This is a genomic window from Campylobacter porcelli (genome assembly GCF_002139855.1).
In the GTDB taxonomy this organism is placed as follows: domain Bacteria; phylum Campylobacterota; class Campylobacteria; order Campylobacterales; family Campylobacteraceae; genus Campylobacter; species Campylobacter porcelli.
Window position 1 is genome coordinate 1,581,737 of sequence record NZ_CP018789.1, and the last position, 22,220, is coordinate 1,603,956.

Annotated in this window: 34 protein-coding genes and 1 pseudogene; 3 read left to right on the forward strand and 32 right to left on the reverse strand. The window is 35.9% G+C overall.

Annotation, left to right across the window (positions count from 1 at the left end; genetic code table 11):
- Window positions 1-52 precede the first annotated feature (52 nt).
- From CSUIS_RS08020 to rpsJ, 24 genes and pseudogenes are all read right to left on the reverse strand, one after another.
- Window positions 53-664 (reverse strand): Crp/Fnr family transcriptional regulator, encoded by a 612-nt coding sequence (locus CSUIS_RS08020; protein ID WP_086298446.1) that lies wholly within the window; start codon window positions 662-664, stop codon window positions 53-55.
- 3 nt (window positions 665-667) lie between these two features.
- The gene (infA, locus tag CSUIS_RS08025) at window positions 668-886 is read right to left on the reverse strand and encodes a translation initiation factor IF-1 (protein WP_009649712.1); all 219 of its coding nucleotides are present in this window, start codon (window positions 884-886) and stop codon (window positions 668-670) included.
- A gap of 28 nt (window positions 887-914) precedes the next feature.
- Entirely contained in the window at window positions 915-1,676 is a 762-nt protein-coding gene (gene map, locus CSUIS_RS08030) for a type I methionyl aminopeptidase (protein WP_086242389.1), read from the reverse strand.
- A 1-nt stretch (window position 1,677) separates the two neighbouring features.
- Complete coding sequence (gene secY / locus CSUIS_RS08035) at window positions 1,678-2,940, reverse strand: preprotein translocase subunit SecY (protein ID WP_086298449.1); 1,263 nt, start codon at window positions 2,938-2,940, stop codon at window positions 1,678-1,680.
- Window positions 2,940-3,341: a 50S ribosomal protein L15 gene (rplO, locus tag CSUIS_RS08040; protein ID WP_086237488.1), complete on the reverse strand. Its 402-nt coding sequence runs from the start codon at window positions 3,339-3,341 to the stop codon at window positions 2,940-2,942. Before rplO ends, secY begins: the two co-directional genes overlap by 1 nt.
- A gap of 9 nt (window positions 3,342-3,350) precedes the next feature.
- A complete protein-coding gene (gene rpsE / locus CSUIS_RS08045; RefSeq protein WP_086292863.1) occupies window positions 3,351-3,794 on the reverse strand; it encodes a 30S ribosomal protein S5 in 444 nt (147 codons plus the stop codon).
- A gap of 14 nt (window positions 3,795-3,808) precedes the next feature.
- Entirely contained in the window at window positions 3,809-4,165 is a 357-nt protein-coding gene (rplR, locus tag CSUIS_RS08050; protein ID WP_086298451.1) for a 50S ribosomal protein L18, read from the reverse strand.
- Window positions 4,166-4,174: 9 nt separating this feature from the next.
- Complete coding sequence (gene rplF / locus CSUIS_RS08055) at window positions 4,175-4,711, reverse strand: 50S ribosomal protein L6 (RefSeq protein WP_086237491.1); 537 nt, start codon at window positions 4,709-4,711, stop codon at window positions 4,175-4,177.
- Between the two features lie 106 nt (window positions 4,712-4,817).
- Window positions 4,818-5,213 (reverse strand): 30S ribosomal protein S8, encoded by a 396-nt coding sequence (rpsH, locus tag CSUIS_RS08060; protein ID WP_086237492.1) that lies wholly within the window; start codon window positions 5,211-5,213, stop codon window positions 4,818-4,820.
- A 10-nt stretch (window positions 5,214-5,223) separates the two neighbouring features.
- Window positions 5,224-5,409 carry a type Z 30S ribosomal protein S14 gene (locus tag CSUIS_RS08065; RefSeq protein WP_038452543.1) on the reverse strand — a complete coding sequence of 62 codons (186 nt, stop codon included), beginning with the start codon at window positions 5,407-5,409 and terminating at the stop codon, window positions 5,224-5,226.
- A 1-nt stretch (window position 5,410) separates the two neighbouring features.
- The gene (rplE, locus tag CSUIS_RS08070; protein WP_086237493.1) at window positions 5,411-5,953 is read right to left on the reverse strand and encodes a 50S ribosomal protein L5; all 543 of its coding nucleotides are present in this window, start codon (window positions 5,951-5,953) and stop codon (window positions 5,411-5,413) included.
- Between the two features lie 2 nt (window positions 5,954-5,955).
- Complete coding sequence (rplX, locus tag CSUIS_RS08075) at window positions 5,956-6,189, reverse strand: 50S ribosomal protein L24 (RefSeq protein ID WP_086292867.1); 234 nt, start codon at window positions 6,187-6,189, stop codon at window positions 5,956-5,958.
- A complete protein-coding gene (gene rplN, locus CSUIS_RS08080) occupies window positions 6,189-6,557 on the reverse strand; it encodes a 50S ribosomal protein L14 (RefSeq protein WP_086298453.1) in 369 nt (122 codons plus the stop codon). The genes rplX and rplN overlap by 1 nt, the downstream gene beginning before the upstream one ends.
- Window positions 6,557-6,802, reverse strand: a complete 246-nt coding sequence (gene rpsQ, locus CSUIS_RS08085; protein WP_418229014.1) for a 30S ribosomal protein S17 — start codon at window positions 6,800-6,802, stop codon at window positions 6,557-6,559. Before rpsQ ends, rplN begins: the two co-directional genes overlap by 1 nt.
- Before the next feature lie 22 nt (window positions 6,803-6,824).
- Window positions 6,825-7,010 (reverse strand): 50S ribosomal protein L29, encoded by a 186-nt coding sequence (gene rpmC / locus CSUIS_RS08090; protein WP_086225392.1) that lies wholly within the window; start codon window positions 7,008-7,010, stop codon window positions 6,825-6,827.
- Window positions 6,997-7,422 carry a 50S ribosomal protein L16 gene (gene rplP, locus CSUIS_RS08095; protein ID WP_086225391.1) on the reverse strand — a complete coding sequence of 142 codons (426 nt, stop codon included), beginning with the start codon at window positions 7,420-7,422 and terminating at the stop codon, window positions 6,997-6,999. The genes rpmC and rplP overlap by 14 nt, the downstream gene beginning before the upstream one ends.
- Window positions 7,422-8,120 carry a 30S ribosomal protein S3 gene (gene rpsC / locus CSUIS_RS08100; protein WP_086298455.1) on the reverse strand — a complete coding sequence of 233 codons (699 nt, stop codon included), beginning with the start codon at window positions 8,118-8,120 and terminating at the stop codon, window positions 7,422-7,424. The genes rplP and rpsC overlap by 1 nt, the downstream gene beginning before the upstream one ends.
- 7 nt (window positions 8,121-8,127) lie before the next feature.
- A pseudogene (gene rplV, locus CSUIS_RS08105) lies at window positions 8,128-8,460 on the reverse strand (50S ribosomal protein L22); the annotation flags it as partial.
- Window positions 8,461-8,469: 9 nt separating this feature from the next.
- Window positions 8,470-8,751, reverse strand: coding sequence for a 30S ribosomal protein S19 (rpsS, locus tag CSUIS_RS08110; protein WP_063997500.1), 282 nt, complete (start codon window positions 8,749-8,751; stop codon window positions 8,470-8,472).
- Window positions 8,752-8,753: 2 nt separating this feature from the next.
- On the reverse strand, window positions 8,754-9,584 hold the full coding sequence (gene rplB, locus CSUIS_RS08115) for a 50S ribosomal protein L2 (RefSeq protein WP_086298457.1): 831 nt from the start codon (window positions 9,582-9,584) through the stop codon (window positions 8,754-8,756).
- Between the two features lies 1 nt (window position 9,585).
- The gene (locus tag CSUIS_RS08120; protein WP_086298459.1) at window positions 9,586-9,867 is read right to left on the reverse strand and encodes a 50S ribosomal protein L23; all 282 of its coding nucleotides are present in this window, start codon (window positions 9,865-9,867) and stop codon (window positions 9,586-9,588) included.
- 2 nt (window positions 9,868-9,869) lie between these two features.
- On the reverse strand, window positions 9,870-10,484 hold the full coding sequence (gene rplD, locus CSUIS_RS08125) for a 50S ribosomal protein L4 (RefSeq protein WP_086298461.1): 615 nt from the start codon (window positions 10,482-10,484) through the stop codon (window positions 9,870-9,872).
- Window positions 10,481-11,059 carry a 50S ribosomal protein L3 gene (rplC, locus tag CSUIS_RS08130; protein ID WP_086237502.1) on the reverse strand — a complete coding sequence of 193 codons (579 nt, stop codon included), beginning with the start codon at window positions 11,057-11,059 and terminating at the stop codon, window positions 10,481-10,483. The genes rplD and rplC overlap by 4 nt, the downstream gene beginning before the upstream one ends.
- Window positions 11,060-11,077: 18 nt before the next feature.
- A complete protein-coding gene (rpsJ, locus tag CSUIS_RS08135; protein WP_002847957.1) occupies window positions 11,078-11,389 on the reverse strand; it encodes a 30S ribosomal protein S10 in 312 nt (103 codons plus the stop codon).
- 306 nt (window positions 11,390-11,695) lie between these two features.
- Here rpsJ and CSUIS_RS08140 point away from each other — a divergent pair, with 306 nt between their 5' ends.
- Complete coding sequence (locus CSUIS_RS08140; protein ID WP_086298463.1) at window positions 11,696-12,385, forward strand: methyltransferase domain-containing protein; 690 nt, start codon at window positions 11,696-11,698, stop codon at window positions 12,383-12,385.
- Window positions 12,386-12,397: 12 nt separating this feature from the next.
- On the opposite strand, the gene CSUIS_RS08145 is transcribed toward CSUIS_RS08140, so the two are convergent.
- Genes CSUIS_RS08145 through CSUIS_RS08155 form a run of 3 tightly spaced genes read right to left on the reverse strand, consistent with a single transcriptional unit; the run spans window position 12,398 to window position 16,174 of the window.
- Window positions 12,398-13,039 carry a Crp/Fnr family transcriptional regulator gene (locus CSUIS_RS08145; protein WP_086237504.1) on the reverse strand — a complete coding sequence of 214 codons (642 nt, stop codon included), beginning with the start codon at window positions 13,037-13,039 and terminating at the stop codon, window positions 12,398-12,400.
- 52 nt (window positions 13,040-13,091) lie between these two features.
- Entirely contained in the window at window positions 13,092-15,608 is a 2,517-nt protein-coding gene (locus CSUIS_RS08150; RefSeq protein ID WP_086298465.1) for a molybdopterin guanine dinucleotide-containing S/N-oxide reductase, read from the reverse strand.
- Entirely contained in the window at window positions 15,605-16,174 is a 570-nt protein-coding gene (locus CSUIS_RS08155) for a cytochrome C (RefSeq protein WP_086298467.1), read from the reverse strand. Before CSUIS_RS08155 ends, CSUIS_RS08150 begins: the two co-directional genes overlap by 4 nt.
- A 168-nt stretch (window positions 16,175-16,342) precedes the next feature.
- Between CSUIS_RS08155 and CSUIS_RS08160 the strand changes: the two genes are divergently transcribed.
- On the forward strand, window positions 16,343-17,074 hold the full coding sequence (locus tag CSUIS_RS08160) for a PepSY-associated TM helix domain-containing protein (RefSeq protein WP_086298469.1): 732 nt from the start codon (window positions 16,343-16,345) through the stop codon (window positions 17,072-17,074).
- Entirely contained in the window at window positions 17,043-17,435 is a 393-nt protein-coding gene (locus CSUIS_RS08165) for a PepSY domain-containing protein (RefSeq protein ID WP_086298471.1), read from the forward strand. The genes CSUIS_RS08160 and CSUIS_RS08165 overlap by 32 nt, the downstream gene beginning before the upstream one ends.
- A 42-nt stretch (window positions 17,436-17,477) precedes the next feature.
- Here the strand turns inward: CSUIS_RS08165 and sodB are convergent, their stop codons facing one another.
- The 5 genes from sodB to CSUIS_RS08190 all read right to left on the reverse strand — a co-directional run bounded on the left by sodB (window position 17,478) and on the right by CSUIS_RS08190 (window position 22,214).
- A complete protein-coding gene (gene sodB, locus CSUIS_RS08170; RefSeq protein ID WP_086292881.1) occupies window positions 17,478-18,134 on the reverse strand; it encodes a superoxide dismutase [Fe] in 657 nt (218 codons plus the stop codon).
- Window positions 18,135-18,346: 212 nt separating this feature from the next.
- On the reverse strand, window positions 18,347-18,982 hold the full coding sequence (locus CSUIS_RS08175) for a protein-L-isoaspartate(D-aspartate) O-methyltransferase (RefSeq protein WP_086298473.1): 636 nt from the start codon (window positions 18,980-18,982) through the stop codon (window positions 18,347-18,349).
- The gene (locus CSUIS_RS08180) at window positions 18,975-19,643 is read right to left on the reverse strand and encodes a carbon-nitrogen hydrolase family protein (RefSeq protein ID WP_086298475.1); all 669 of its coding nucleotides are present in this window, start codon (window positions 19,641-19,643) and stop codon (window positions 18,975-18,977) included. The genes CSUIS_RS08175 and CSUIS_RS08180 overlap by 8 nt, the downstream gene beginning before the upstream one ends.
- Window positions 19,633-20,655, reverse strand: coding sequence for a ribonucleotide-diphosphate reductase subunit beta (locus tag CSUIS_RS08185; RefSeq protein WP_086237511.1), 1,023 nt, complete (start codon window positions 20,653-20,655; stop codon window positions 19,633-19,635). The genes CSUIS_RS08180 and CSUIS_RS08185 overlap by 11 nt, the downstream gene beginning before the upstream one ends.
- Window positions 20,656-20,714: 59 nt before the next feature.
- Window positions 20,715-22,214, reverse strand: coding sequence for a nicotinate phosphoribosyltransferase (locus tag CSUIS_RS08190; RefSeq protein ID WP_236860784.1), 1,500 nt, complete (start codon window positions 22,212-22,214; stop codon window positions 20,715-20,717).
- Window positions 22,215-22,220: the final 6 nt, after the last annotated feature.

Genomic DNA, 22,220 nt, shown 5'->3' on the forward strand with positions numbered 1-22,220 from the left:
ATAAATTAAATTTGGATTTTATAGAATTTTTATATTTTTGTATGTAATCACTTCACATTTCTAAATAAATTTTACCCCTTGATAAGGTTAAAAATCCATTTTTTTCTAGTTGTTTAAGATTTTTAGATACACACTCTCTTGTTACTCCTAGATGATTTGCTATTTGCTGATGAGTTATTTTTATGCCATTATTTATAGCATTTTTTCTGATAAATTCAACCAATCTATCACGAAATGGTATGGTTTTACTTTTTGAAGCCACCTCTATGCTCTTAGCAAATTGCTTAGCAAAAATAGTTAAAATATACTCACTAAGCTTAGGATACTTCTGTCTTAAATCTCTAAAAATATTATCTGGAATTATAATGATTTCTAAATCACCAAGCGCTTGGAGATTTAACTCTAGCTCAAGTGATTTTTGAGTACAAATTTGGCATATTACCCACTCATCACCCTTTTCAAGGGTGAGAATTGTCTTTTCTTGAGAGCCAAAAATAGTATAAACTCTAAGAGCTCCAGAGCCAATTATCAAAAGTCCATAATGACTCTTTGTAAGTAGCTTACCATCGCTAAATTTTCTAATTTGTAAAAATTTTTCTATCCTATCTAAATCTTGCGAAGCTACGCCAAATCTTTTGAGCTTATCTTTTAAGGCATCTATCATATATTATTTATAACGATATGTAATCCTACCCTTGTCTAAGCTATATGGAGTTAGCTCGACCTTAACCCTATCGCCTGGCATAATCTTGATGTAGTGCATTCTCATCTTACCAGCAATATGGCATAAAATTACATGCTTATTATCTAATTCTACTTTAAAGGTAGCATTAGGTAGAGCCTCGACCACATTGCCATCAATCTCTATAACATCATCTTTTGCCAAATTTTATCTCCTTAAATAAACTTAAATTTCAATCAACTACACTAAGTATCTCAGCCTTGCCATTAATCACTGCTACGCAATGCTCATAGTGGCTAGTTCTTAAGCCATCTACGCTAGTAACGGTCCATTTATCAGCAGCAATCTTTGGTGTGCCATCTTTTTGACAAATCATTGGCTCAATGCAAAAAACCATACCATTTCTAATTTTTGGTCCAGCTTTTGGCATTGTCCCTTCTAAGTAGTTTGGAATTTCAGGCTCTTCGTGCGGCTTGCGACCTATTCCATGACCGCAAAATCCCTTTAATGGCACATATCCACGCCCTAAGATAAACTGCTCAAGCTTATAACAAAGCTCTTTAAAATGCATACCAGCCCTAATCTCATCAATGGCATAATACAAAGCATCTTTGCTGCACGCAATCAAAGATTCATCGCTTTTTGAGATATTGCCTACTGGGTAAGTTCTAGCACTATCGCCAAAAAAGCCATTTAAATTTGATCCAATATCAACTGATACTATATCGCCATCTTGTAAGATATAGCCATTTGGAATTCCGTGGATTACAACCTCATTTACACTGATACAAGCAGTATTTGGAAAGCCATAAAGCCCTTTAAAAGCTGGTTTAGCTCCAGCAGCTTTAATCATATCTTCGCAAATTTTATCAATTTCAAGAAGTGAAATTCCAGGCTTAATAATCGTATGAAGATGATCTAGAGTAGCTGCGACTATTCTATTAGCCGCACGCATACTCTCTATCTCTTTTGGGGTTTTAATTCCTATAGCCATCTTATAGTCCAACTGCACTTAGAGTTTGATATTTACTCATATAGACTTGAGCTTCTATCTTTCTCATCGTATCAAGTGCTACTTGCACCACAATCAATACAGATGTACCACCAAAGTAGAATGGCACTCCCATAAATTTAACTAAAACCCAAGGCAAAGTAGATATAAGACCAAGGTATATAGAACCAGTCAAGGTAAGCCTACTAGCTACTTCGTTTAAGAAATTAGCCGTGCTCTCACCAGGTCTGACACCAGGGATAAATCCGCCTTGTCTTTTTAAATTTTCGCTTATATCTTTTGCATTAAATGTAATGGAGGCATAAAAATATGCAAAAAATAGAATAAACAAAAATGTTAAGATGTTAAAAAAGTAGCTATTTGGATTTAAAAAATCATTTATCGCTACTATAAACTCATTTGTGCTTGCTTGTAAAATTGTCCCAGGAAACATCAAAATAGCACTAGCAAAAATCGGCGGAATAACACCACTTAAATTTACTTTTATAGGGATATAATTCATTATTATCTTATTTTGATTTTGCATAACTGTTTTGCGAGAATATGAGATTGGCACCCTTCTTTCGCCCATTTCTACATATATTACCACGCCTACAGTGATTAGAATAACCAAAGCAATTGCGATAACTACTAAGAAATTTAACTCTCCAGTATTTACCAAATCAATTGTACCGCCAATAGCACTTGGAATACCACTTACAATACCAGCAAATATTATAAGGCTAATACCATTTCCAATACCTCTTTGAGTGATTTGCTCACCTATCCACATAAGTAGCATTGTCCCAGTTAGCATAGATACGCAGCTAATAGCGATAAATAAATTCATATCTATCATTATAGCACTTGCGCCATCTTTGCCAGTTAAGCTTTGTAAGCCTATACTTACCCCAATTGCTTGTATAATGGTAATAACGATAGTCGCATAGCGGATAATTTGCATATATTTTTGCATACCATCACGCTCTTTTTTCATCTTGCCTAAATTTGGAAATGTAGCTGCTAAAAGCTCCATAATAATCGAAGCTGTGATATATGGCATAATACCTAATGAGATAATGCTTAAACGCTCAGCAGCACCGCCGCTAAACATATTAAACATTCCAAGTGCATTTGAACTATTTGAAGTAAAGAATTCCCTAATAACATCAATATTTACACCAGGGACTGGCACATAAGCCAGCACCCTATAAGCAAACAAAAATCCAAGCGTAATTAATATCTTGTTGATTAATGCTCTATTCATTAGTTATTTCCAGTTACCTTTATATTCTCATCTTTTATCTTGCTAAGTAGATCTTTAGCCCCAGCACCTATAAGTTTAACTTTTTTGATGCTATTTGAGAATTTATGTACTGTTTTAAGAGTATCTAGCGTAATTTCGCTTAACTCTTTAATAGCAGGATTTTTATCAACGCTAATTGCGTATGGTTTTTCAAATTTAGAAGTAAAGCCTACTTTTGGTAGTCTTCTTTGAAGTGGTTGCTGACCACCTTCAAACCCTCTTTTTTCATTATAGCCTTTTCTAGCTGTTTGACCTTTACCACCTTTTGTAGCGGTTTTGCCCCAGCCACTACCTTGACCACGACCAATTCTTTTAGTATTGCGAGTTGAGCCTGCAGCTTTTTGTAAATTTTCTAGTCCCATACTCTCTCCTTAACCTTTTAGCATGCTTAATGCTTTAATTGTAGCACGAACGACATTTGCAGAGTTATTTGAGCCAAGAGACTTAGTAAGTATATTTTTAATACCTGCTAACTCTACAACCGGACGAGCACCACCGCCAGCGATAACTCCAGTACCTTCGCTAGCTGGTTTTAATAAAATTCTACTTGCGTTATATTTAACTTCAATATCATGTGGGATAGTGCTACCTTTTAACTTAACTTCTACAATGTTTTTAAAAGCATCATCAGTTGCTTTTCTCATCGCATCTGGAACCTCTTTGGCTTTACCAAAACCAAAACCAACATGACCCTTTTTATCCCCTACAACAACAAGAGCTGTAAATCTAAATCTTCTACCGCCTTTGACAACCTTAGTAACACGACCAATATCAACGATTACTTCTTCGAATTCTTCTCTATTATACTTTTCCATCAATAATCCTTGCGTTATAGCTTAATGCCATTTTCTCTTAGAGCTTCAGCAAATGCTGCAACTACACCATGGTATAGATAGCCATTTCTATCAAATACCGCTTCTTTGATTCCAGCTTTTTCTAATCTGCTAGCAATATCTTTGGCAAGAATCACCGCACCAGCTTTATTTGCTTTGATGCCTAGCTTTCTACCATCGCTAGCACAAAGAGTAGTAGCGTTAATATCTTCTATCGCTTGGACATATAGAGTTCTATTGGATTTAAATATAGAAATTCTAGGGCAAGACGCGGTACCGCTGATTTTAGCTCTAATTCTTCTTTTTCTCTTAATTCTTAGAGATAATTTTCTTTTTAATACATTTGCTACCATTGCTTACCCTTATTTCTTAGATGTTTTACCGGCTTTGCGGATTATGCGCTCTTCAACATATTTGACACCTTTGCCTTTATATGGCTCTGGCGGTCTAAAGCCTCTTACTTCAGCTGCTACTTGACCTACTAATTGTTTATCGCTACCTTTGATAGTGATAATGTTTTTTTCAACGCTTACTTCTACGCCTTCAGGAAGTTCATAGTTAATAGGATGTGAAAAGCCTAAAGCTAACTCTAATACCTTACCTTTTGCTGCAGCTTTATAACCAACACCATTAATCTCTAGTTGTCTAGTAAATCCAGCTGTTAAGCCAATTACTATATTATTTGCTAAAGCACGATATGTGCCCCAGTAGGCTCTGCTTTGTCTATCATCACCCTTACTAGTAAATGTGATGATGCCATCTTTAACTTCTACATTAACATTGCCTTTAGTGTCTAACTCTTTAGTAGCGTTACCTTTTTTAAACACTAAAACCGAACCATTTAAACTAACATCTAAACCACTTGGAATAGATATTGGCTGTTTTCCAATTCTTGACATATCTTTCCTTTTTACTTGTCTAGGGTATTTCTACGCCGTGCGAATGGATACCCAATACCATAAAAAGATTAGCCTTGAGCAATGCGCTCAATAGCTAATTCAACTACTACCAAACTGTACAAAGCACTTCGCCACCAACACCAGCTTTATGTGCTTCGTCATTGCTTAAAACGCCTTTGCTAGTGCTAACTATAATCGTTCCATAGCCATTTTTAAATCTTTTGATCTCATCTTTACCTTGATAAACTCTACGACCTGGCTTTGAAACTCTTTTTAATTCATTTATTACACTTGCACCGCGTTCATCATATTTTAGAACTACATTAATGAATTTTTTATTATTCTCTTCAATTACATTATAGCTCTCAATATAACCTTTTTGTGCTAGAATTTTTAAAGTCGCCTCAACAACATTTGAGTGTAGAAGTTGAGTAGTCTCTAGTCTTCTCATAGCCGCATTTCTAATGCGTGTTAGTCCATCTGAAATTAAATCATTTATCATATTATTTCCCTTACCAACTTGCTTTTTTAAGACCTGGTATTAGTCCTTCGTTAGCCATTTTTCTTAGGCACACACGGCAAATTCCAAAATCTTTATAAACAGAGTGTGGGCGACCACAAATTTGACATCTAGTGTATCCACGCACGCTAAATTTAGGTTTGCGCGCTGCTTTTGCTATCATTGATTTTTTTGCCATATTACTTTCCTTTTGCAAATGGAATACCAAAGAGTTCAAGTAGTTTGAACGCTTGTTTGTCATCGTTAGCTGTTGTAACTATAGTTATATTCATACCATGTGTTCTTAGAATTTGATCATATACAACTTCTGGAAACATTAGTTGTTCATTTAAACCAAAGTTATAATTACCACGACCATCAAATCCATCTCTAGGCAAACCACGGAAGTCTTTTACCCTAGGAAGCGCAATGCTAATTAACTTATCTAAGAAAGCATACATTTGCTCTTTTCTTAATGTTACTTTTATACCTACTGGGAAGCCTTCACGAACTTTAAAGCCAGCAACTGACTTTTTAGCATTTGTAACAACTGCTTTTTGTCCTGCTATCAAAGATATTGTATCAGCCATATTTTGAAGCAATTTTTGATCTTTGGCACCCTCTCCAGCTCCAACGCTAATTACGATCTTTTCAATTGCTGGAATAAGCATAGGGTTTTTAATATCAAATTCTTTTACTAGAGCTGGTTTAATACTCTCATTATATTTTGCTTTTAATCTCATATTTAACCCTCAACTTTTGCAACATTTGAAATGTCAATAGGCATCTCTTTGCTTATAAAGCCACCATTTGGATTTTTCTCACTTGGTTTTACCGCTTTTTTAGCAACTTTTACACCTTCTACTATTACTTGAGCTTTTTTAGGAAGCACCGCTAAAACCTTAGCAACTTTGCCTTTATCATCACCTGCGATTACTTTTACCTCATCGCCTTTTTTGATTTTATATTTTACTGCCATTATAGAACCTCCGGTGCAAGAGATACGATTTTCATAAAATTCGCATATCTTACTTCTCTACCCACTGGGCCAAATATACGAGTACCTATTGGCTCTCTTTTATTATCAAGGATAACAGCAGCATTCTCATCAAAGCGGATTAGAGAGCCATTGCCTCTTTGAACCTCTTTTTTAGTCCTTACTACTACTGCTTTTACAACTTGACCTTTTTTAATTTTGCCATTTGGTAGAGCTTTCTTAACTGAGCAAACGATAACATCGCCAAGGCTTGCATATCGTCTTTTACTACCACCTAAAACTTTTATACACATAAGCTCTTTTGCGCCACTATTATCTGCTACTGCTAGTCTTGTAAAACTTTGTATCATTATTCAACTCCTGTTTTCAAAACTGATTGTAAGCGGAATTTCTTTCTAGCACTTAGCGGTCTGCACTCAACAGCTGATATAGTATCTCCCACTTTTAGCTCATTTTTCTCATCATGAACTAGATACTTTTTAAAGCGTTTTACAAATTTATGGTATCTTGGGTGCATAACTCTTCTTTCAACCAATACAGTTGCAGTTTTATTCCCAGCTATGGCTACTACGACACCTTGAATTTCTCTTTTCATTTCTACTGCCATCATTCACCCCTTACTTCGCAGCACTAATTGCAGTATTGATCCTAGCTATATCTTTTTTAGCTTCACGGATCTCATTAGGGTTAGTTAGCTGCATAGTTTTTAGCTTTTGTCTAAGTGTAAATAAAAGCACCTTTTTCTCTTTTAATAAAGCGTTAAGTTCGCTTAAATTTTTCCCACTTATATCAGTATATTTCATTTTCGCTCTCTCTTGTTACAAACTTAGTTTTAAATGGTAGTTTGTGCATAGCTAATGTCAGAGCCTCTCTAGCAAGCTCTTCAGATACCCCAGCCATCTCAAATATTATTCTACCTGGTTTGATATTCATAACCCACTCTTCAACTCCACCTTTACCTTTACCCATACGAGTTTCTAAAGGTTTTTTAGTAATAGGTTTATCTGGGAATACTCTAATCCAAGTTTTAGCTTGTCTTTTTACATGACGAGTATATGCTTGACGAGCTGACTCTATTTGGCGAGAGTTGATTCTACCAGCTTCTACAGCTTTTAATCCAAATTCGCCAAGCGCTAAAGCTGTACCGCGAGTTGCATAGCCACGATTGCGGCCTTTCATCATTTTACGATATTTCGTTCTTTTTGGTAATAACATTATTTACCCCTTCTAGCGCGTTTTGCTTTTTTAGGAGCTGTCTCTTCGCTCTTTTCAGCTTGGATACCTTTTTGTAACACTTCGCCTTTAAATATCCATACTTTTACACCTATATTACCATAAGTTGTATGAGCTTCAGCAAAGCCATAGTCTATTCTAGCCCTTAAAGTATGTAAAGGCACACGACCCTCAAGATACCACTCAGTTCTAGCCATTTCAGCACCACCTAAGCGACCTGATACGCTTACTTTAATACCTTTGCCACCAGCTTTTTGAGCACCTTGAATGACTTTTTTCATAGCACGGCGGAATGCCACACGACGCTCAAGTTGCATAGCTACATTTTCTGCTGCTAATTGAGCTGAGCTACCAGCTTTACGCTCTTCTTTGATATTGATAGCTACATCTTTATTGACTAATTTAGCAACTTCTAATCTTAAATTTTCTACTTCGCCACCTTTTTTGCCGATGATGATACCAGGGCGAGCAGCAACTACTGTTACTCTTAGTTTTTTAGCTGTTCTTTCAACTAAAATTTGGCTAACACCAGCATAATATAGCTTAGCTTTTAGGAATTTTCTTATTTTATGGTCTTCGCCTATGTTTTCTGGAAGTGTTGCTTTTGATGGAAACCATCTAGACTCCCAGTTTCTATTTATACCTAGTCTAAGACCTATTGGATTAACTTTTTGTCCCATTTTATGCTTCCTTCTCTGTTTTTGCTGCTTTAGCTACTTCTACTAAGATATGGCTAGTAGGTTTGCGAATTCTACTTGCACTTCCTCTTGCTCTTGGGCGGAATCTTTTTAATACAGGACCTGCATCTACTCTACAACTTTTCACAACTACCTCTTCAGGCTCAAATCCGCCATTAGCTACAGCTGAACTTATAGCATTTGCGATATACTTTGCTCCACGATTTGGCATAAAGCTAAGGCTTGCTAATGCTAATTCGGCATTCATTCCTTGAACTTCATTAGCTATTAATCTAGCTTTTGTTGGAGATAGTCTTATGAATTTAATAATAGCTTTACTCATAACTTCCCCTTATTTACCTATTTTTTTCTGAACAGAGCCTTTATGACCCTTGAATGTTCTTGTTGGTGCAAATTCGCCTAGTTTATAACCTATATGATTTTCTGTTACATATACAGGAATAAAGCTTTTGCCATTATGCACATTAAATGTCAAACCTATCATTTCAGGTGTGATTGTGCTTCTTCTTGACCAAGTTTTAATTGGTTTGTTATCATTAGCGGCTTTTGCAGCGATGACTTTTTTCATTACATGGTCATCTACAAAAGGACCTTTTTTTAGCGATCTAGCCATCGTTATTTACCTTTCCTTCTTGATATTATAAGTCTATCACTAGCTTTTTTACGGCGAGTTTTAGCACCCTTAGTTGGTTTGCCCCATGGAGTAACTGGATGTCGACCTGAGTTTTTCTTGCCTTCACCACCGCCGTGTGGGTGATCTACTGGGTTCATGGCACTACCTCTAGTTTGAGGGCGAATTCCTCTGTAGCGATTGCGTCCTGCTTTACCGATAGTTACATTTGCCCAATCCTCATTACCAACTACACCGACTGTAGCCATACACTCAGCTAAAACTTGTCTCATCTCACCACTTGGAAGTCTTAGTATTACATACTTCTCTTCTTTACCCATAAGTTGAGCGTAACCACCAGCACTTCTAGCCATTTGAGCACCTTTACCAGGTTTAAGCTCTATATTATGCACTATTGTACCAACTGGAATGCTTTTTAATTTCATAGCATTGCCTGGTTTTATATCAAGACCAGCTTCAGCTGCACTGATAACATCGCCTACATTTAAGCCGCTAGGGCGGATTATATATCTTTTTTCTCCATCAAGATAAGATATAAGAGCGATACGGCAATTTCTATTTGGATCATACTCTATAGCTTCAACTTTGCCTGGAATTCCAAATTTACGACGCTTAAAATCAATAATACGATATAGTTTTTTCGCACCAGCCTCTTTATGGCGGCTTGTAATTCTACCATTATTATTTCTACCAGCTGCGGCAGGAATTTTCACAAGTAGGCTTCTTACGCTAGCTTTAGCTGTGATATCTTCACTGCTAAGACTAGTCATAAATCTTCTACTTGGAGTATAAGGTTTAAAACTTCTTATTGCCATCTTATGCCTCCTGACTTGCTAGGCTTACGCCATCTGGTAGTTTGACATAGAATTTTTTGTAATCATTTCTTACGCCAACTCTACCTCTAAAACGCTTAACTTTGCCATCTATTCTAAGTGAATTTACTCTAAGCGGTGTTACACCAAAATACTCTTTTAATACCTCTTTTAGACTATTTTTAGTCATTTTTGGTGAAGTTTGGATTACTACTACACCTTGTTCTTGAAGGCCAAGAGTTTTTTCTGTATATACTATAGTTTTAATATCTGTTATATCTGCCATTTTTAGCCCTCTTTTACTATTGATTGTAGTGCTGATTTTTCAGCTATAACTGCACTATAGACTGATACTAAATAAGCATTTACTTCGCTAGCATCTACCACATAGCAATTTGCTAGATTTCTAAATGCTAAAAGTGTCTTAGCATCAAGCTCATTTTTAATGATTAACGCATCTCTAATACCAAGTTTTTTGATAATAGCTACTGCATCTTTTGTCTTACCACTCTCAATAGCGATACTATCTACTGCATAGAATTTGCCATTTGAAACTTTCTCATTTAGAGCAAATTCAAGCGCTAATCTTTTTTGTTTTTTATTAACTTTTTGATTATAATTTCTATTATTTTTAGGACCAAATGCCACAGCACCGCCAACCCAAACATTCGTTCTTGTTGAACCAGCCCTTGCACCACCACGGCCTTTTTGACGCCAAGGTTTTTTACCACCACCGCTTACATCTGAGCGACCTTTTGTGTGGGCGGAGTTTGCTCTCATACTAGCAAGGTAGCTTTTAACATATAGATATAAATTGTGTGAATTTACCTCAGCATAGCTTGCTGGAAGCTCTAATTCACTTGTTTTTTCAAATTTATCGTTTAAAACTGCTATTTTACTCATTTAACTATCCTTACTCTGCCCATAGCACCATTAAATCCTGGAACTGAGCCTTTTAATACTAAAATTCCATTAGCACTATCAAAGCTTACAACTTCGTTTTTAACGGTAGTTTTTTCATTACCATAGTGTCCTGCCATCTTTCTACCTGGTTGGACACGACCTGGCCATTCGCAGTTACCTATAGAGCCTGGTCTGCGGTGAAATCTTGAACCATGACTTGCTGGACCACCTGAGAAACCATGTCTTTTAATAACACCTTGAAAGCCTCTACCTTTTGTATTAAAGCTAACTTTTAAAACTTTAGCCTCATTTAGTGGAGTTGTATCTAAATCACCAGCTTCGCTATTTGCCACGCTTAAAGTTGCAAATTGGTTAAATTCGCTACTTAAACCATATTTTTTTTGCTGACCTTTTATAGCTTTGTTGTTTGCTTTTGTATAAGCATAAGCTACGATAGCTCTGCTATTTTCACCTACTTCGCACACTTTAGCTGGTAAAAGTCTAAGCAATGTAACAGGAGTACTTGGGTTTGAGATAGTTCTGCTCATACCTATTTTTTCTACGATATATTCCATCATCTCTTCCTTTTATACTTACTTGCCCATAGCACGAACTTCGACATTTACCTCAGGGGCAAGGTCAAGCTTTGTTAGACTATCAACTGTATCAGGTGTAGCTGCTACAATATCTAGCATACGAGCGTGAATTCTCATCTCAAATTGCTCACGAGAATCTTTATTTACATGTGGAGATTTTAACACTGTATAGCGTTTAATCTTTGTAGGCATTGGTACTGGCCCACGAACATCGGCACCAGTGCGTTTGACAGCTTCTACTATGGCTGCAACTGTGCGGTCTAGAACTCTGTGGTCATAAGCTTTTAGCTTAAGCCTAATTCTTTCCATATTTTTTTCCTTTAAAAATAACTTGTCGCCAACTTGCGACCTTTTGATATAGTGCTCTTGCAGAGGCTTATAACCAAACTTCAAGCATACAAGCAAAGCTTACGCTTCTCATCAAAAGACACGAATTATATCCAAAATAAGTTTTAAAATCAAATTTTACCGATATTTTTCTAAATTTTATAATATTTTTTTCCTTATTATTAGGAATAAAATAATAGTGTTAATAATTTTAATATCAAGCAATTAACTATTTTTTGATACAATACTTCTTGTAGGCTTAGCCTAAATTTAATATAAAGGATTTTTATGGATAACTCTTTAGAGGCATACACTCAAAAGTATGATAAGGAGGGCTACGGACTTCAATATCCAGATGGTCATGTGATTAGATTTTATGAGAGAATTCTTAAATTTGAACTCCATAAAACTAGCGGGAATTTACTAGATTTTGGCTGTGGAAATGGCATTCACTCACAATATTTCAAGGATATTACTGGGGGGGGTATTGAGCCTTATGGCGTTGATATTGTGCCTAGCTTAAGAGAGGTTTGGGACAATAATAAGACAATTAACCCTAAAAACTTCCACATAATAAAACCAAATTCAAGTATAAAAGATCTATTTTGTGTAAAAATGGATTTTATATTTGCCAATCAAAGTTTATACTATCTTACGAATTCCAGCTTCAAAGAGACAATTAATGAATTTTACAATATGTGTAATGATGGTGCGATAATCTTTGCTACGATGATGAGCGACAAAGGCTATAGTCAGTATCAAAGAGGTGAGATTATGCCAAATGGGCTTTGCGAGGTAAAAGGTTGTCCAACTGGCAGGATAAAAGGCTCATCATATATCAGATACACTCATAGCATTGAGCAATTAAAAGAGGATTTTAGGCCGTTTAAACCGCTATTTTGGGGAGATTATGAGCTGATGAATTTATATAATTACGAAGGTAGCGTAGAGCACTATATCTACATAGGTCAAAAGTAATTACATCTAAAATTAGCTTATTATATAGCTACTCTTGCCATATTTTATGAGTTTGCCACTTTTGATAAGCTTGTTAAATATGGTTGAGACGCTTTGGCGTTGAGCACCTAAAAGATTTGATAAGGTAGCAATAGAAAATGGAATTTGAACTACCTTTTTATCCCGCACCATCATATGCTGCTCATCAGCTAAGCTATGTAAAAAACTTACAATTCTACTTTCTAAACTTCCAAATACTATATCAGCGACAATCTGACGTGTCATTATCGTGGTGCGAATGAGCGAATTTACCATCGCCATACTAAATTTCTCATTCTCAAAAAGCTCTTTTATATCGCAAAGATTTAACTCCATTGTCAAAGAGTCGCTCATAAACTCTAAAACACTATCTTTATCAACTAATACAATTGAGCCTTTATTTATAAAATTTATGATAAATTCATTTGTTCCACTGATATAGCTAAGCTTTGCTTGACCGCTTTTTAGGATTATAAATTTGATATTTTGTGCGTAAATTAGCTCAGATTTGCTATATTTTTCTTGACGAAATAGCGACAAATCCTCATTGCTTAATAGCTCAAAATCATTATAACTATCTTGATTAAATCTACTAATATTCATCGCACGCCACCATAAATTTTTTAAATTTAACATAAATTTGATTAATTTTAAATTTAACCCCTTCGCCAACGAAGGGATTAGAATATTAGATATTTTTTACACCTTTTGGAGCGTTAAATGCTTCAAGTTTAGGAGCGTTGCCTTGATATTTTTCTATATTGACAAGTCCTGTGTGAGAGATATTGCCATTTGATAATTTGCTTGTTGGAATATCTAGAGTTAGGACATTAGCACAACCATTTTTACATAGTCCATCGCCAAATCCATCATACCACGCACCCTCTCTAAGCCTTACAACGCCTGGGATAATATCATTGCTAACTTCTGCACCAGCTAGCACTTCGCCACGCCTATTAAACACTCTTACCAAATCGCCTTGTTTGATACCCAATTTGACTGCATCTTTAGCGTTAATCAGCACTGGCTCACGACCTGCTATAGCATAATTATCCCTTAAAGATGTATTATTTTGCTGTGAGTGAAGCCTATCTGTAGGATGAGCTGTGATAAGATGGAATTTAGCCGGTTTATTCTTCATACCTAGCCATTCAGCTGGTTCAAACCACTTTGGATGAGCCGCACAATCATCATAATTCATATTCTCAATTGCTTGGCTATAAATTTCGATTAATCCAGATGGCGTCCCAAGCGCGTTTAAGATCGGATCTTCTCTAAAGTCAGCCATTCTTACCCAACTCTCGCTCTCTAGAGTTGGCGCAAATGTAGTTGGCTCATTCTTGTTCCACCACTCATTAAATTTAGGCATAGTGATACCAAGAGCTGTGTTAGCATTTACCGCATTTGCTGCTACATTATAAAACTCCTCTAGCCAATCCATCTCCGTTTTGCCACCTTCAGTAAATGCCTCCACTAAGCCATCAGCATAAGCCTTACATAGATCACTAAATATCTCATAATCATTCTTAGCAAAGTGCTGTCTTTCTACTACTTGCTTCATCGGACAGATATTTTGGTTTGAGTAGTCTCCTGTCATTGTAAGGTCATTTCTCTCATACTGCGTAGTTACTGGAAATACTATATCAGCCATCTTAGCTGTAGGAGTCCAGTAAATTTCATTTACGACTATTGTTCTTGGGCGTCTCCAAGCCTTTAAATTTGTATTTGTATCTTGATGTTGGGTTATAGGATTACCACCAGCCCAGTAGATAAAGTCTATATCAGGATATGTGATTTTAGTCCCATTATGCTCTAAAATTTTGCCAGGATTTAGCAAGGCATCGGCTATTCTAGCTACAGGGAAGGCATAATCAGTCCCAGCATTTAACCAGCTTTGAGCTGCTTCATCGCCACTTGCTTGACTAGCCAAGCCTTGATATTTCCCATCTTTGATAACTCCTACGCTAGCGGCATTTATACCGCCTAAAACTCCACCTACGCAAGTAGGAGCCCCGCCATTACTATAGTGATAGCTAAGACCAAATCCCCCACCAGGCAAGCCAATCTGTCCTAGCATAGAAGCTAGAGTAACTAGCATCCAGTGTGGCTGCTCTCCGTGGTGTGCTCTTTGCATTCCCCAGCCACTCATTAGCATTGTTCTATTAGCATAAATGGTATCAGCTAGATTTTTAATCACGCTCTCTTTTACGCCACAAATTTTAGATGCCCATTTGATTGTTTTTGGGATTTTATCGCTTTTTCCTAGTAAATATGGCAAGAATTTATCAAATCCAGTAGTATAATTAGCTATAAAATCTTTATCATATTTACCGCTTGTATATAGATAGTAAGCCATACCAAGCATCATAGCAACATCTGTATTTGGTCTAGGTGCTATCCATCTAGCTTTATCGCCAAAGAATTTGCCAGTTTCGCTCCACAATGGATCAATTATGATAATCTCTTTGCTGCTATCTTTTAATTGCTCGAAATATTTTAGCCCTTGGTCATCTGTAGCACTCCAAGCAATTCTTAGAGTAGATATAGGATTCATACCCCATAAAACTACTACTTTTGAATGCTCTAAGACTACAGGCCAACTGGTTTGTTGCTCATAAACTTCTATACTACCAACCACATAAGGCATAATAACCTGACTAGCACCAGTAGAGTAATCCCCTAAACTACCAGTAAATCCGCCACTTAAATTCATAAATCTATGTAATAAAATTCTAGGATTGTGAAGTTTGCCACTACTATACCATCCATAACTTCCAGCAAATACGCTTTGCATACCCTTTTGCTCTCTAGTCTTTTTAAGCTCTCTTGCGACTAATTTAATGGCATCTTCATATTTTACTTCTACCCACTCATCAACCCCTCTTAATTCAGGTTTTGGGCTATCTGGGTTTTCTAAATAGCTCTTTCTTACCATTGGGGCGGTAATTCTAGTTTTATAGACTAAATCTGCCATTGTATTTTGAAGTGGATTTGAAATTTTAGATAACTCTTGATATGGCTTTGAGCTTATGATCTTACCATCTTTTATAGTTGCTTTTAGCATACCCCAGTGAGCCGCTGTAAATACCTCTCCATCTTTGATAAGCTTAGTATCAATATTATTAGCAAATATATTACTTGGTAGCATTGGAGCAAGGCTTAATGCCGCACCTAATTTTAAAAATTCTCTTCTATTTGTTTTCATTTTATATCTCCTTTTGAAGCTTTTTGTAGATACTGTATTATTAGCCACTCATCTTTTTTATCAATTGGCGTTCTAGATAGCATTGACCTAAATAGAGAAGGCCATTGATTTGGATTGTATTGGCTCTCTTTATGGAGCTGATGACAAATCGAGCAACTCTCTTGATATGTCTGTTTAGCCCTATATATCATAGGTTTTAGCTCATTTTCTAGCTCATCATCTGTAGTGTAAGCAACCACCCTTACTTCATCGAATTTGCCATCTTTTGCTTTTTGGATTATCTCATATTTAGGAGTTTTAGTCTTAGCAAATGATAAGGCTATAATGCGATCCCCATTGCTGTAATATATAACATTTGGTGAAGATGGATTTACATAGCCTTTTAGGGCAAATTTAACTCTATCGCCAGATTTTTGTAGAATCTCTATAGCATTTGTAGGCAAGAGCTTACCAGCTACATCTTTGGAATTATCATCTAAATAGACTGATTTTACCGTAGTTGAATATAAGATTTTAGCATTTAAACATCCAGCTAAAATCAGACTAACCAATATGATTTTACTCATTCTCATCCTTTCATAAAAATAAATTTATTTAGATTATATAATAAATGCAAATTCGGATTTGTCAGAAATATGACATATCTGCTATATTTGATAAAGATTATAAATTTCACAACTACTTAACAAATCGATATTAGAATTAAAGATTACAATTAAATTTAAGGAACAAATATGCTATTAAAAAAGAAAAAGTGGATATTTAATATTCACTTAATAGTCGCTATGATACTGGTAATTCCACTATTTATAATATGTATTAGCGGAGCTATGCTTTCATATGATAAGCCAATAGCAAATGCCATAAATGCCATCATCACGCCAAATTCTAATAAGATTTTAAATCCAGATTTTGCTGATTTAATAAGCAAATTTAAAGCCCAAAATCCATCGCTTGATATATCAAGCATCTCCTATGAAACTAATAGTCGCTACTATACAATATCCACTAATCAAAATGGCAAAAATATTAGCTATTTAGTTAATGACGATGGCGTAATTTTAAGTAGCGATAATGGAGCTCAATTTATGCGAACAATCCGCTCGTTACATAGATGGCTACTCTTTAGCGAATTTGATAGCACCACTATTGGTAGGCAAATTGTCGCAATATCGGCTATTGGGTTTATAATTCTTACTTTAAGCGGAATATATCTCTATTTACCAGCGTTAAAAAATAATTTCATTAAAGCACTTACTATTAGCTTTAAATCTAAAAAGCTAATGTTAGCCTATAAGTCTCATACCGCACTTGGAGTGATATTTGGCATTATATTTCTAACAATGAGTTTTACAGGGCTATTTTGGCCATATGATAGCGTCAAAAAGGCATTTGCGTGGGCTTATGGCGTAGAAATCCAGCAAAGACCAAAAGGTGGCAATAAAACTTGCCATAATAGAAAATAGATTTAATAGTGATGAGCTTAAAACCGCATTAATAGCCATAATGCCAAATTTCACCAACTTTGATAGCATATCCATTTCGCAAAGCAAACCTAAACACTATACATTTAACATTAAAAAAGCAAATGAGCAAAGGGTAGTAACAATTGACATAGATAATCCAAATTTACTAACACAAACAGACGCATCGCAAAATAAAAATCTAGCTAGAAAAGTTTTAGATTTACACTCTGGTAGAGCTTTTGGCTTTATAGGTGAGTTTGTATTTTGCGTAGCTTCTTTTATAGGAGGAGTGATAGCAATCCTTGGCTTCATCATAACATACGCTAGAATAAAGCCAAAAAGTGCTAAAAATAAAATCTAAGTATAATCAAACTCTAAATTTCTTAGAGTTTGAGCTGGGAATTTAATGGCTGCAGCCACATCCAGCGCCACAGCAACCAGCCACTGGGTGAAGTTCATCAATGTAGAATTTAACAGATTTTAGCCCCTCTTTTTTCGCCCATTCATAAGCTGTGCTTACAAAATCCCAGTTGATATTTTCATAGAATTTTTCTAAATACGCCGGACGAGCATTACGACTATCTATATAGTAAGCGTGCTCCCACACATCAACTACTAAAAGTGGCACTAAGCCATCAGTTACTGGAGTAGCTGCGTTTGAAGTGTTTTTGATCTCTAGTTTATTTGTATTTGGGTTATAAACAAGCCAAGTCCAACCAGCGCCAAAAAGAGTTGTAGCTGAGTTTATAAATTCAGCTTTAAAATCTTTAAAATCGCTTTTTAAAGCTGCTTCAAGCTCGCTGCTTTTATCACTTTTTTTAGCTATACAATCCCAGTAAAAATCGTGATTATATACTTGAGCGGCGTTATTAAATAATCCGCCTTGAGAGCTTACAAGCACATCATACAAACTAGCATTAGCTAGTTCGCTATCTTTTGTTAGGTTGTTGTAGTTATTTACATATGTTTGGTGGTGTTTGCCGTGGTGATAATCACAGGCTTCTTTACTCACTACTGCGTTGGAATTTGGGTCAAATGGTAGATTTCTTAACTCTAACATATCATATCCTTTAATGAAATTTATAGATGCCAATTATAGCCTAAAATATTAAATAAGAGTATAAAACTCTTAAACAAATTTACAAATATTGTTAAATTTAATATTTTCAGCATTAAATGTATATTTTTTCTCTAGCGTGTGATAAGGCGGATTGTAGTTTATCACCTTATCCTTTCCTATCCAAATTTAAAGATGGCATACTGCTCCTTTGGCTATCTTTGCTCTGTCCCATCAAGTAGCGGGACAAATACGCATTCATCTATGATTTTACTGCTAATTTGATTATTTGATTTTTTATATTGAGTTATGTATTGCTTGCCATCTTTCTCAACTGGAGCTACTAAAATTCCATCATCTTTAAGCTGAGAAAATAGCCTATCTGGCACACTTTTACAAAAGCAACTAAGGATAATCCTATCATATGGGGCGTAGCTTCTCCAGCCTAGATTGCCATCATCAAATCGTATAAATACATTATTTATCCCTAAATTTTTCATTAGAGATTTTGCTGAATTGGCTAACGCTTCGATTCTTTCCACGCTAAAAACTCGCCTTGCGACCTTAGCCAAAATCGCCGCTTGATACCCACTGCCACAGCCAACTTCAAGTATATTATCGCAATTTTCAGCCTCTAACGCCATTGTCATCTTAGCCACAGTTAGCGGAGAGCTTATCCATTGATTAGATCCTATCGGATGAGCATCAAGCTTAAAAGCATTTATAGATACTGGCACAAATGGCGTCCTTGGCGTATTAATAAACGCTCTATAGACCATAGGACTAAGCTGAACTAAACTAGCTATCTCATCGCTCATTGTTTGACATTTTGCACTTTCTAAATTATCCATCATCTATCCCAAGTGATTTTTTAAATTTATCTATTAAATTTATATCAAATTTCATATTTTCGCTCCTTTTGCCATCTGGAGCAAATATGGATTTAAATCTCAAATCCATATCGCTACACGCAATTACATAGGCTCTATTTTGTAAGGCTAAGGCTTGGCAAAGCACCTTATAATGAGCCTTTCTAGCTTTACCCCACATAGCTGGGACTAAGATTATACTAGCACCCATTAATCTATCCCAAAGCTTAATAAAACGAAGCTCAAAGCAGATTAAAACTCCGATTTTAACCCCATTTATATTATGAATTTTAATCCCATCTAAGCTACCGCTAAGAGTGATTTTATCCTCGTTATTTGGCTTAAATAGTCTATATTTATTTTGCTTAAATTCCACGCCTTTGGAGCTAAGCAAAATAAACTCATTATAATCATTAAAAATTCTACTAAATCCAAGATAAGCGCCACTCTTTAAAGAGCTGATTAAATTTCTTTCTAAATCCTGCTCAAATTCATCTCCAAGCCTCTCATATCCACCAACACAAAGCTCAGAGCAAAGCGCTAAATCCCCATCTTTTAAAGAGGCAGCAAAATCGCACAACTCACTAGCCCTATTAATAGCACCAATAGAGCTAAGATTGTGAGCTATGAGATTAGAAATCATCAAAGCTTAGGCTACCTTTGCTATAATTTGTAACTTTACTTTCAAAAAAGTTGCTCTTTTGATCGTTAAATTTAGCAAAATCATCAACCCATTTTATCGGATGAGAGACATTATATAATTTTTTTAACCCAATTGAAGTTAGCCTATCATCGATTAAATATTTGATATATTGGTCTATAATATCATCTGTAAAGCCCATTATTTGATTTTGCGTGATATATTTTCCCCACTCAATCTCTAGCTCACCAGCCTTTTGAAACATCTCATAAATTTTAGCTTCAATCTCACTTGTAAAGAGATCTGGACGCTCCTTGCGGACTGAATTTATCATATTTTGAAATAAAAGCAAGTGAGTTATCTCATCACGCTGGATAAAGCGTATCATCTGAGCGCTGCCAAGCATTTTCCCAGCCCTTGCTAATGCGTAAATCGCTGTAAATCCACTATAAAAATATACGCCTTCTAAAATTTGATTTGCCACCATTGCTAAAAGCAATTTCTCATCAGTTACATCTCCAGCAAGCTCCTCATACACGCTTGAGATATAGTCATTTTTGCGTCTTAGGACCTCATCGTGCTTTTCCATCTCATAGATCAAATCTGTATTATCGCAAATCGCCTCTACCATTACTGCGTATGATTTACTATGATTTGCCTCTTCGTAGGCTTGACGAGCTAAAACCGCATTTATCTCTGGAGCTGTGATATATGGATTTATATTATCAGCTAGGTTATTTGTCTGAAAGCTATCCATTGAGATTAGTTGGCTCCATACTAGATCATACATACGCTTTTCAGCTGCTGTGAGATTACAAGCATAGTCACGCACATCATCAGTGGTATCAACCTCTTTTGGAAACCAAGTATTTGCCTCCATAAGATCCCAAAGCTTAAGCGCCCAAGTGTATTTGGCCTTTGTGAAATTTAAAATTCCATGCGGATTGCCATTAAAAACTTTTCGCTCATTTAGCGTCTCATTTGAAGCTGGATTATATATCTTTTTTCTATACATTTCATATCCTTTAATTTAAAAGTGTAAATTTATCTAAAATAGGTTCAAGAATTAATAGATTAATCATACTCTTTAGCCCTAGATCTAATATCATCAAAGCTAAATTTACGCAAAATCTTACCATCTTTAAATACCTTAGTTAGCCAATTTTGCCTACCATTTAGCTCATCAAATCTTATAGTTTTATAAAGCTCATTCTCTTTAATTAAGGCTAAGCGGCCAGATTTTGAGCGCTTTTTAGGATCTGTGACTGGATTTTTATATACATCTCTCCAGCTTATCCCATCGCTACTTACGGCATTTACTTTCATCGCAAATCTTAAAGTATCCCTATTTAAGTGCTGAAGCAACGCCCCACCCATACCAAAAACGATATTATCGCTACTAATTTTTCTAAATTTAAGCTCATTTAATATATCTTCTATGCTTTGCGGATTTATCCCATCACCATAAATTAGCCTTATATGATCTGGCAAGACCTTATAGCCTTTGGAATTTATACTATATCCAGCTAGGCTCATCATCTTCTCGATACACTCACTAGCCATCGTTACTGGATTACCGCTATCTGGGCGAAGCACCACCTTGCCGCCTTGCTTTTTGACCTTATCAAAGAGCCTTCCCCATAGATCAATGGCATTTAGCGTATCATAGCTATCTATCACACAAGCAAAAGTCCCATCGCCATAGCTTTTAACCATATTTTCATAAGCTTGAAATTCCCCATCTCTCCCCCACGAAGTCATCGTGCTATGCTCGCTAGCTGGTATGCTAAAAGCTGCCATATCCGCACCATAATATTTTTTGGCAAAGAGTGCGCCAGTGATGGTATCTGAGCCTTTGAAATTCACCATATGAGCGCTACCACCAATCCCAGCACTCTCAAAGCTACTAACCCCCCTAGCGCCAAAATCATGTAAGGCAAAGTCAATATTCTCAGGCGTTCCGCTCTCTTTTAGAAAATGTAAGATATTTTGCTTACAAAAATAGCTATTAGTCGCTACAGCCACCGGATACCAAATCGAGCGTAAAATCGCCGTTTCAAAATACCCCACAAGCCACGCTAAATTCGGATCTGTGTTTTTAATCTGTAAAAGCACATTTTCGGTTTGGATAATGCTACCTTCAGCGACTGCTTCTATCTCTAAAGGCAAGGCTCCGCCATGATGCTCTACTATATATTTCCAGCCATCTTTATTAAATTTCATTCCGTGTGCTTTGATGAACTCATCAGCCTCATCTATATCATCATAGCTTATCTTTTGGCTTAGATACTCCATCAAAAATATCTGCAATCCATAAAAAAGCAAGCGATTCCACCGCCCACCACGAGACTCTATATATGAGCTGATAAATTTAATATCTTTTGGATATTGTAAATAGTGCGAAATCTTGTAACTATCGGTATTTAATATTGGATTCATATCTACTCTTTTGATAAATTTGGCTAGTATTTTATCAAATTTAATTTTAATTTTAAGTATAATCAGCACAAATTTAAACAAATGAAAGTAGTCATACCAAGCTTCTAAATGAGCTAAATCAAATTTGCTACTCAAAAGAGC

Coding starts and splice junctions, on each gene's coding strand:
- CSUIS_RS08020 (WP_086298446.1), bottom strand. CDS start 664: ATGATAGATGCCTTAAAAGATAAGCTCAAAAGATTTGGCGTAGCTTCG.
- map (WP_086242389.1), bottom strand. CDS start 1,676: ATGGCTATAGGAATTAAAACCCCAAAAGAGATAGAGAGTATGCGTGCG.
- secY (WP_086298449.1), bottom strand. CDS start 2,940: ATGAATAGAGCATTAATCAACAAGATATTAATTACGCTTGGATTTTTG.
- rplO (WP_086237488.1), bottom strand. CDS start 3,341: ATGGGACTAGAAAATTTACAAAAAGCTGCAGGCTCAACTCGCAATACT.
- rpsE (WP_086292863.1), bottom strand. CDS start 3,794: ATGGAAAAGTATAATAGAGAAGAATTCGAAGAAGTAATCGTTGATATT.
- rplR (WP_086298451.1), bottom strand. CDS start 4,165: ATGGTAGCAAATGTATTAAAAAGAAAATTATCTCTAAGAATTAAGAGA.
- rplF (WP_086237491.1), bottom strand. CDS start 4,711: ATGTCAAGAATTGGAAAACAGCCAATATCTATTCCAAGTGGTTTAGAT.
- rpsH (WP_086237492.1), bottom strand. CDS start 5,213: ATGATAAATGATTTAATTTCAGATGGACTAACACGCATTAGAAATGCG.
- CSUIS_RS08065 (WP_038452543.1), bottom strand. CDS start 5,409: ATGGCAAAAAAATCAATGATAGCAAAAGCAGCGCGCAAACCTAAATTT.
- rplE (WP_086237493.1), bottom strand. CDS start 5,953: ATGAGATTAAAAGCAAAATATAATGAGAGTATTAAACCAGCTCTAGTA.
- rplX (WP_086292867.1), bottom strand. CDS start 6,189: ATGGCAGTAAAATATAAAATCAAAAAAGGCGATGAGGTAAAAGTAATC.
- rplN (WP_086298453.1), bottom strand. CDS start 6,557: ATGATACAAAGTTTTACAAGACTAGCAGTAGCAGATAATAGTGGCGCA.
- rpsQ (WP_418229014.1), bottom strand. CDS start 6,802: ATGAAAAGAGAAATTCAAGGTGTCGTAGTAGCCATAGCTGGGAATAAA.
- rpmC (WP_086225392.1), bottom strand. CDS start 7,010: ATGAAATATACTGATATAAGTGGGAAAAATTTAAGCGAACTTAACGCT.
- rplP (WP_086225391.1), bottom strand. CDS start 7,422: ATGTTATTACCAAAAAGAACGAAATATCGTAAAATGATGAAAGGCCGC.
- rpsC (WP_086298455.1), bottom strand. CDS start 8,120: ATGGGACAAAAAGTTAATCCAATAGGTCTTAGACTAGGTATAAATAGA.
- rpsS (WP_063997500.1), bottom strand. CDS start 8,751: ATGGCTAGATCGCTAAAAAAAGGTCCTTTTGTAGATGACCATGTAATG.
- rplB (WP_086298457.1), bottom strand. CDS start 9,584: ATGGCAATAAGAAGTTTTAAACCTTATACTCCAAGTAGAAGATTTATG.
- CSUIS_RS08120 (WP_086298459.1), bottom strand. CDS start 9,867: ATGGCAGATATAACAGATATTAAAACTATAGTATATACAGAAAAAACT.
- rplD (WP_086298461.1), bottom strand. CDS start 10,484: ATGAGTAAAATAGCAGTTTTAAACGATAAATTTGAAAAAACAAGTGAA.
- rplC (WP_086237502.1), bottom strand. CDS start 11,059: ATGGAATATATCGTAGAAAAAATAGGTATGAGCAGAACTATCTCAAAC.
- rpsJ (WP_002847957.1), bottom strand. CDS start 11,389: ATGGAAAGAATTAGGCTTAAGCTAAAAGCTTATGACCACAGAGTTCTA.
- CSUIS_RS08140 (WP_086298463.1), top strand. CDS start 11,696: ATGGATAACTCTTTAGAGGCATACACTCAAAAGTATGATAAGGAGGGC.
- CSUIS_RS08145 (WP_086237504.1), bottom strand. CDS start 13,039: ATGTTAAATTTAAAAAATTTATGGTGGCGTGCGATGAATATTAGTAGA.
- CSUIS_RS08150 (WP_086298465.1), bottom strand. CDS start 15,608: ATGAAAACAAATAGAAGAGAATTTTTAAAATTAGGTGCGGCATTAAGC.
- CSUIS_RS08155 (WP_086298467.1), bottom strand. CDS start 16,174: ATGAGTAAAATCATATTGGTTAGTCTGATTTTAGCTGGATGTTTAAAT.
- CSUIS_RS08160 (WP_086298469.1), top strand. CDS start 16,343: ATGCTATTAAAAAAGAAAAAGTGGATATTTAATATTCACTTAATAGTC.
- sodB (WP_086292881.1), bottom strand. CDS start 18,134: ATGTTAGAGTTAAGAAATCTACCATTTGACCCAAATTCCAACGCAGTA.
- CSUIS_RS08175 (WP_086298473.1), bottom strand. CDS start 18,982: ATGGATAATTTAGAAAGTGCAAAATGTCAAACAATGAGCGATGAGATA.
- CSUIS_RS08180 (WP_086298475.1), bottom strand. CDS start 19,643: ATGATTTCTAATCTCATAGCTCACAATCTTAGCTCTATTGGTGCTATT.
- CSUIS_RS08185 (WP_086237511.1), bottom strand. CDS start 20,655: ATGTATAGAAAAAAGATATATAATCCAGCTTCAAATGAGACGCTAAAT.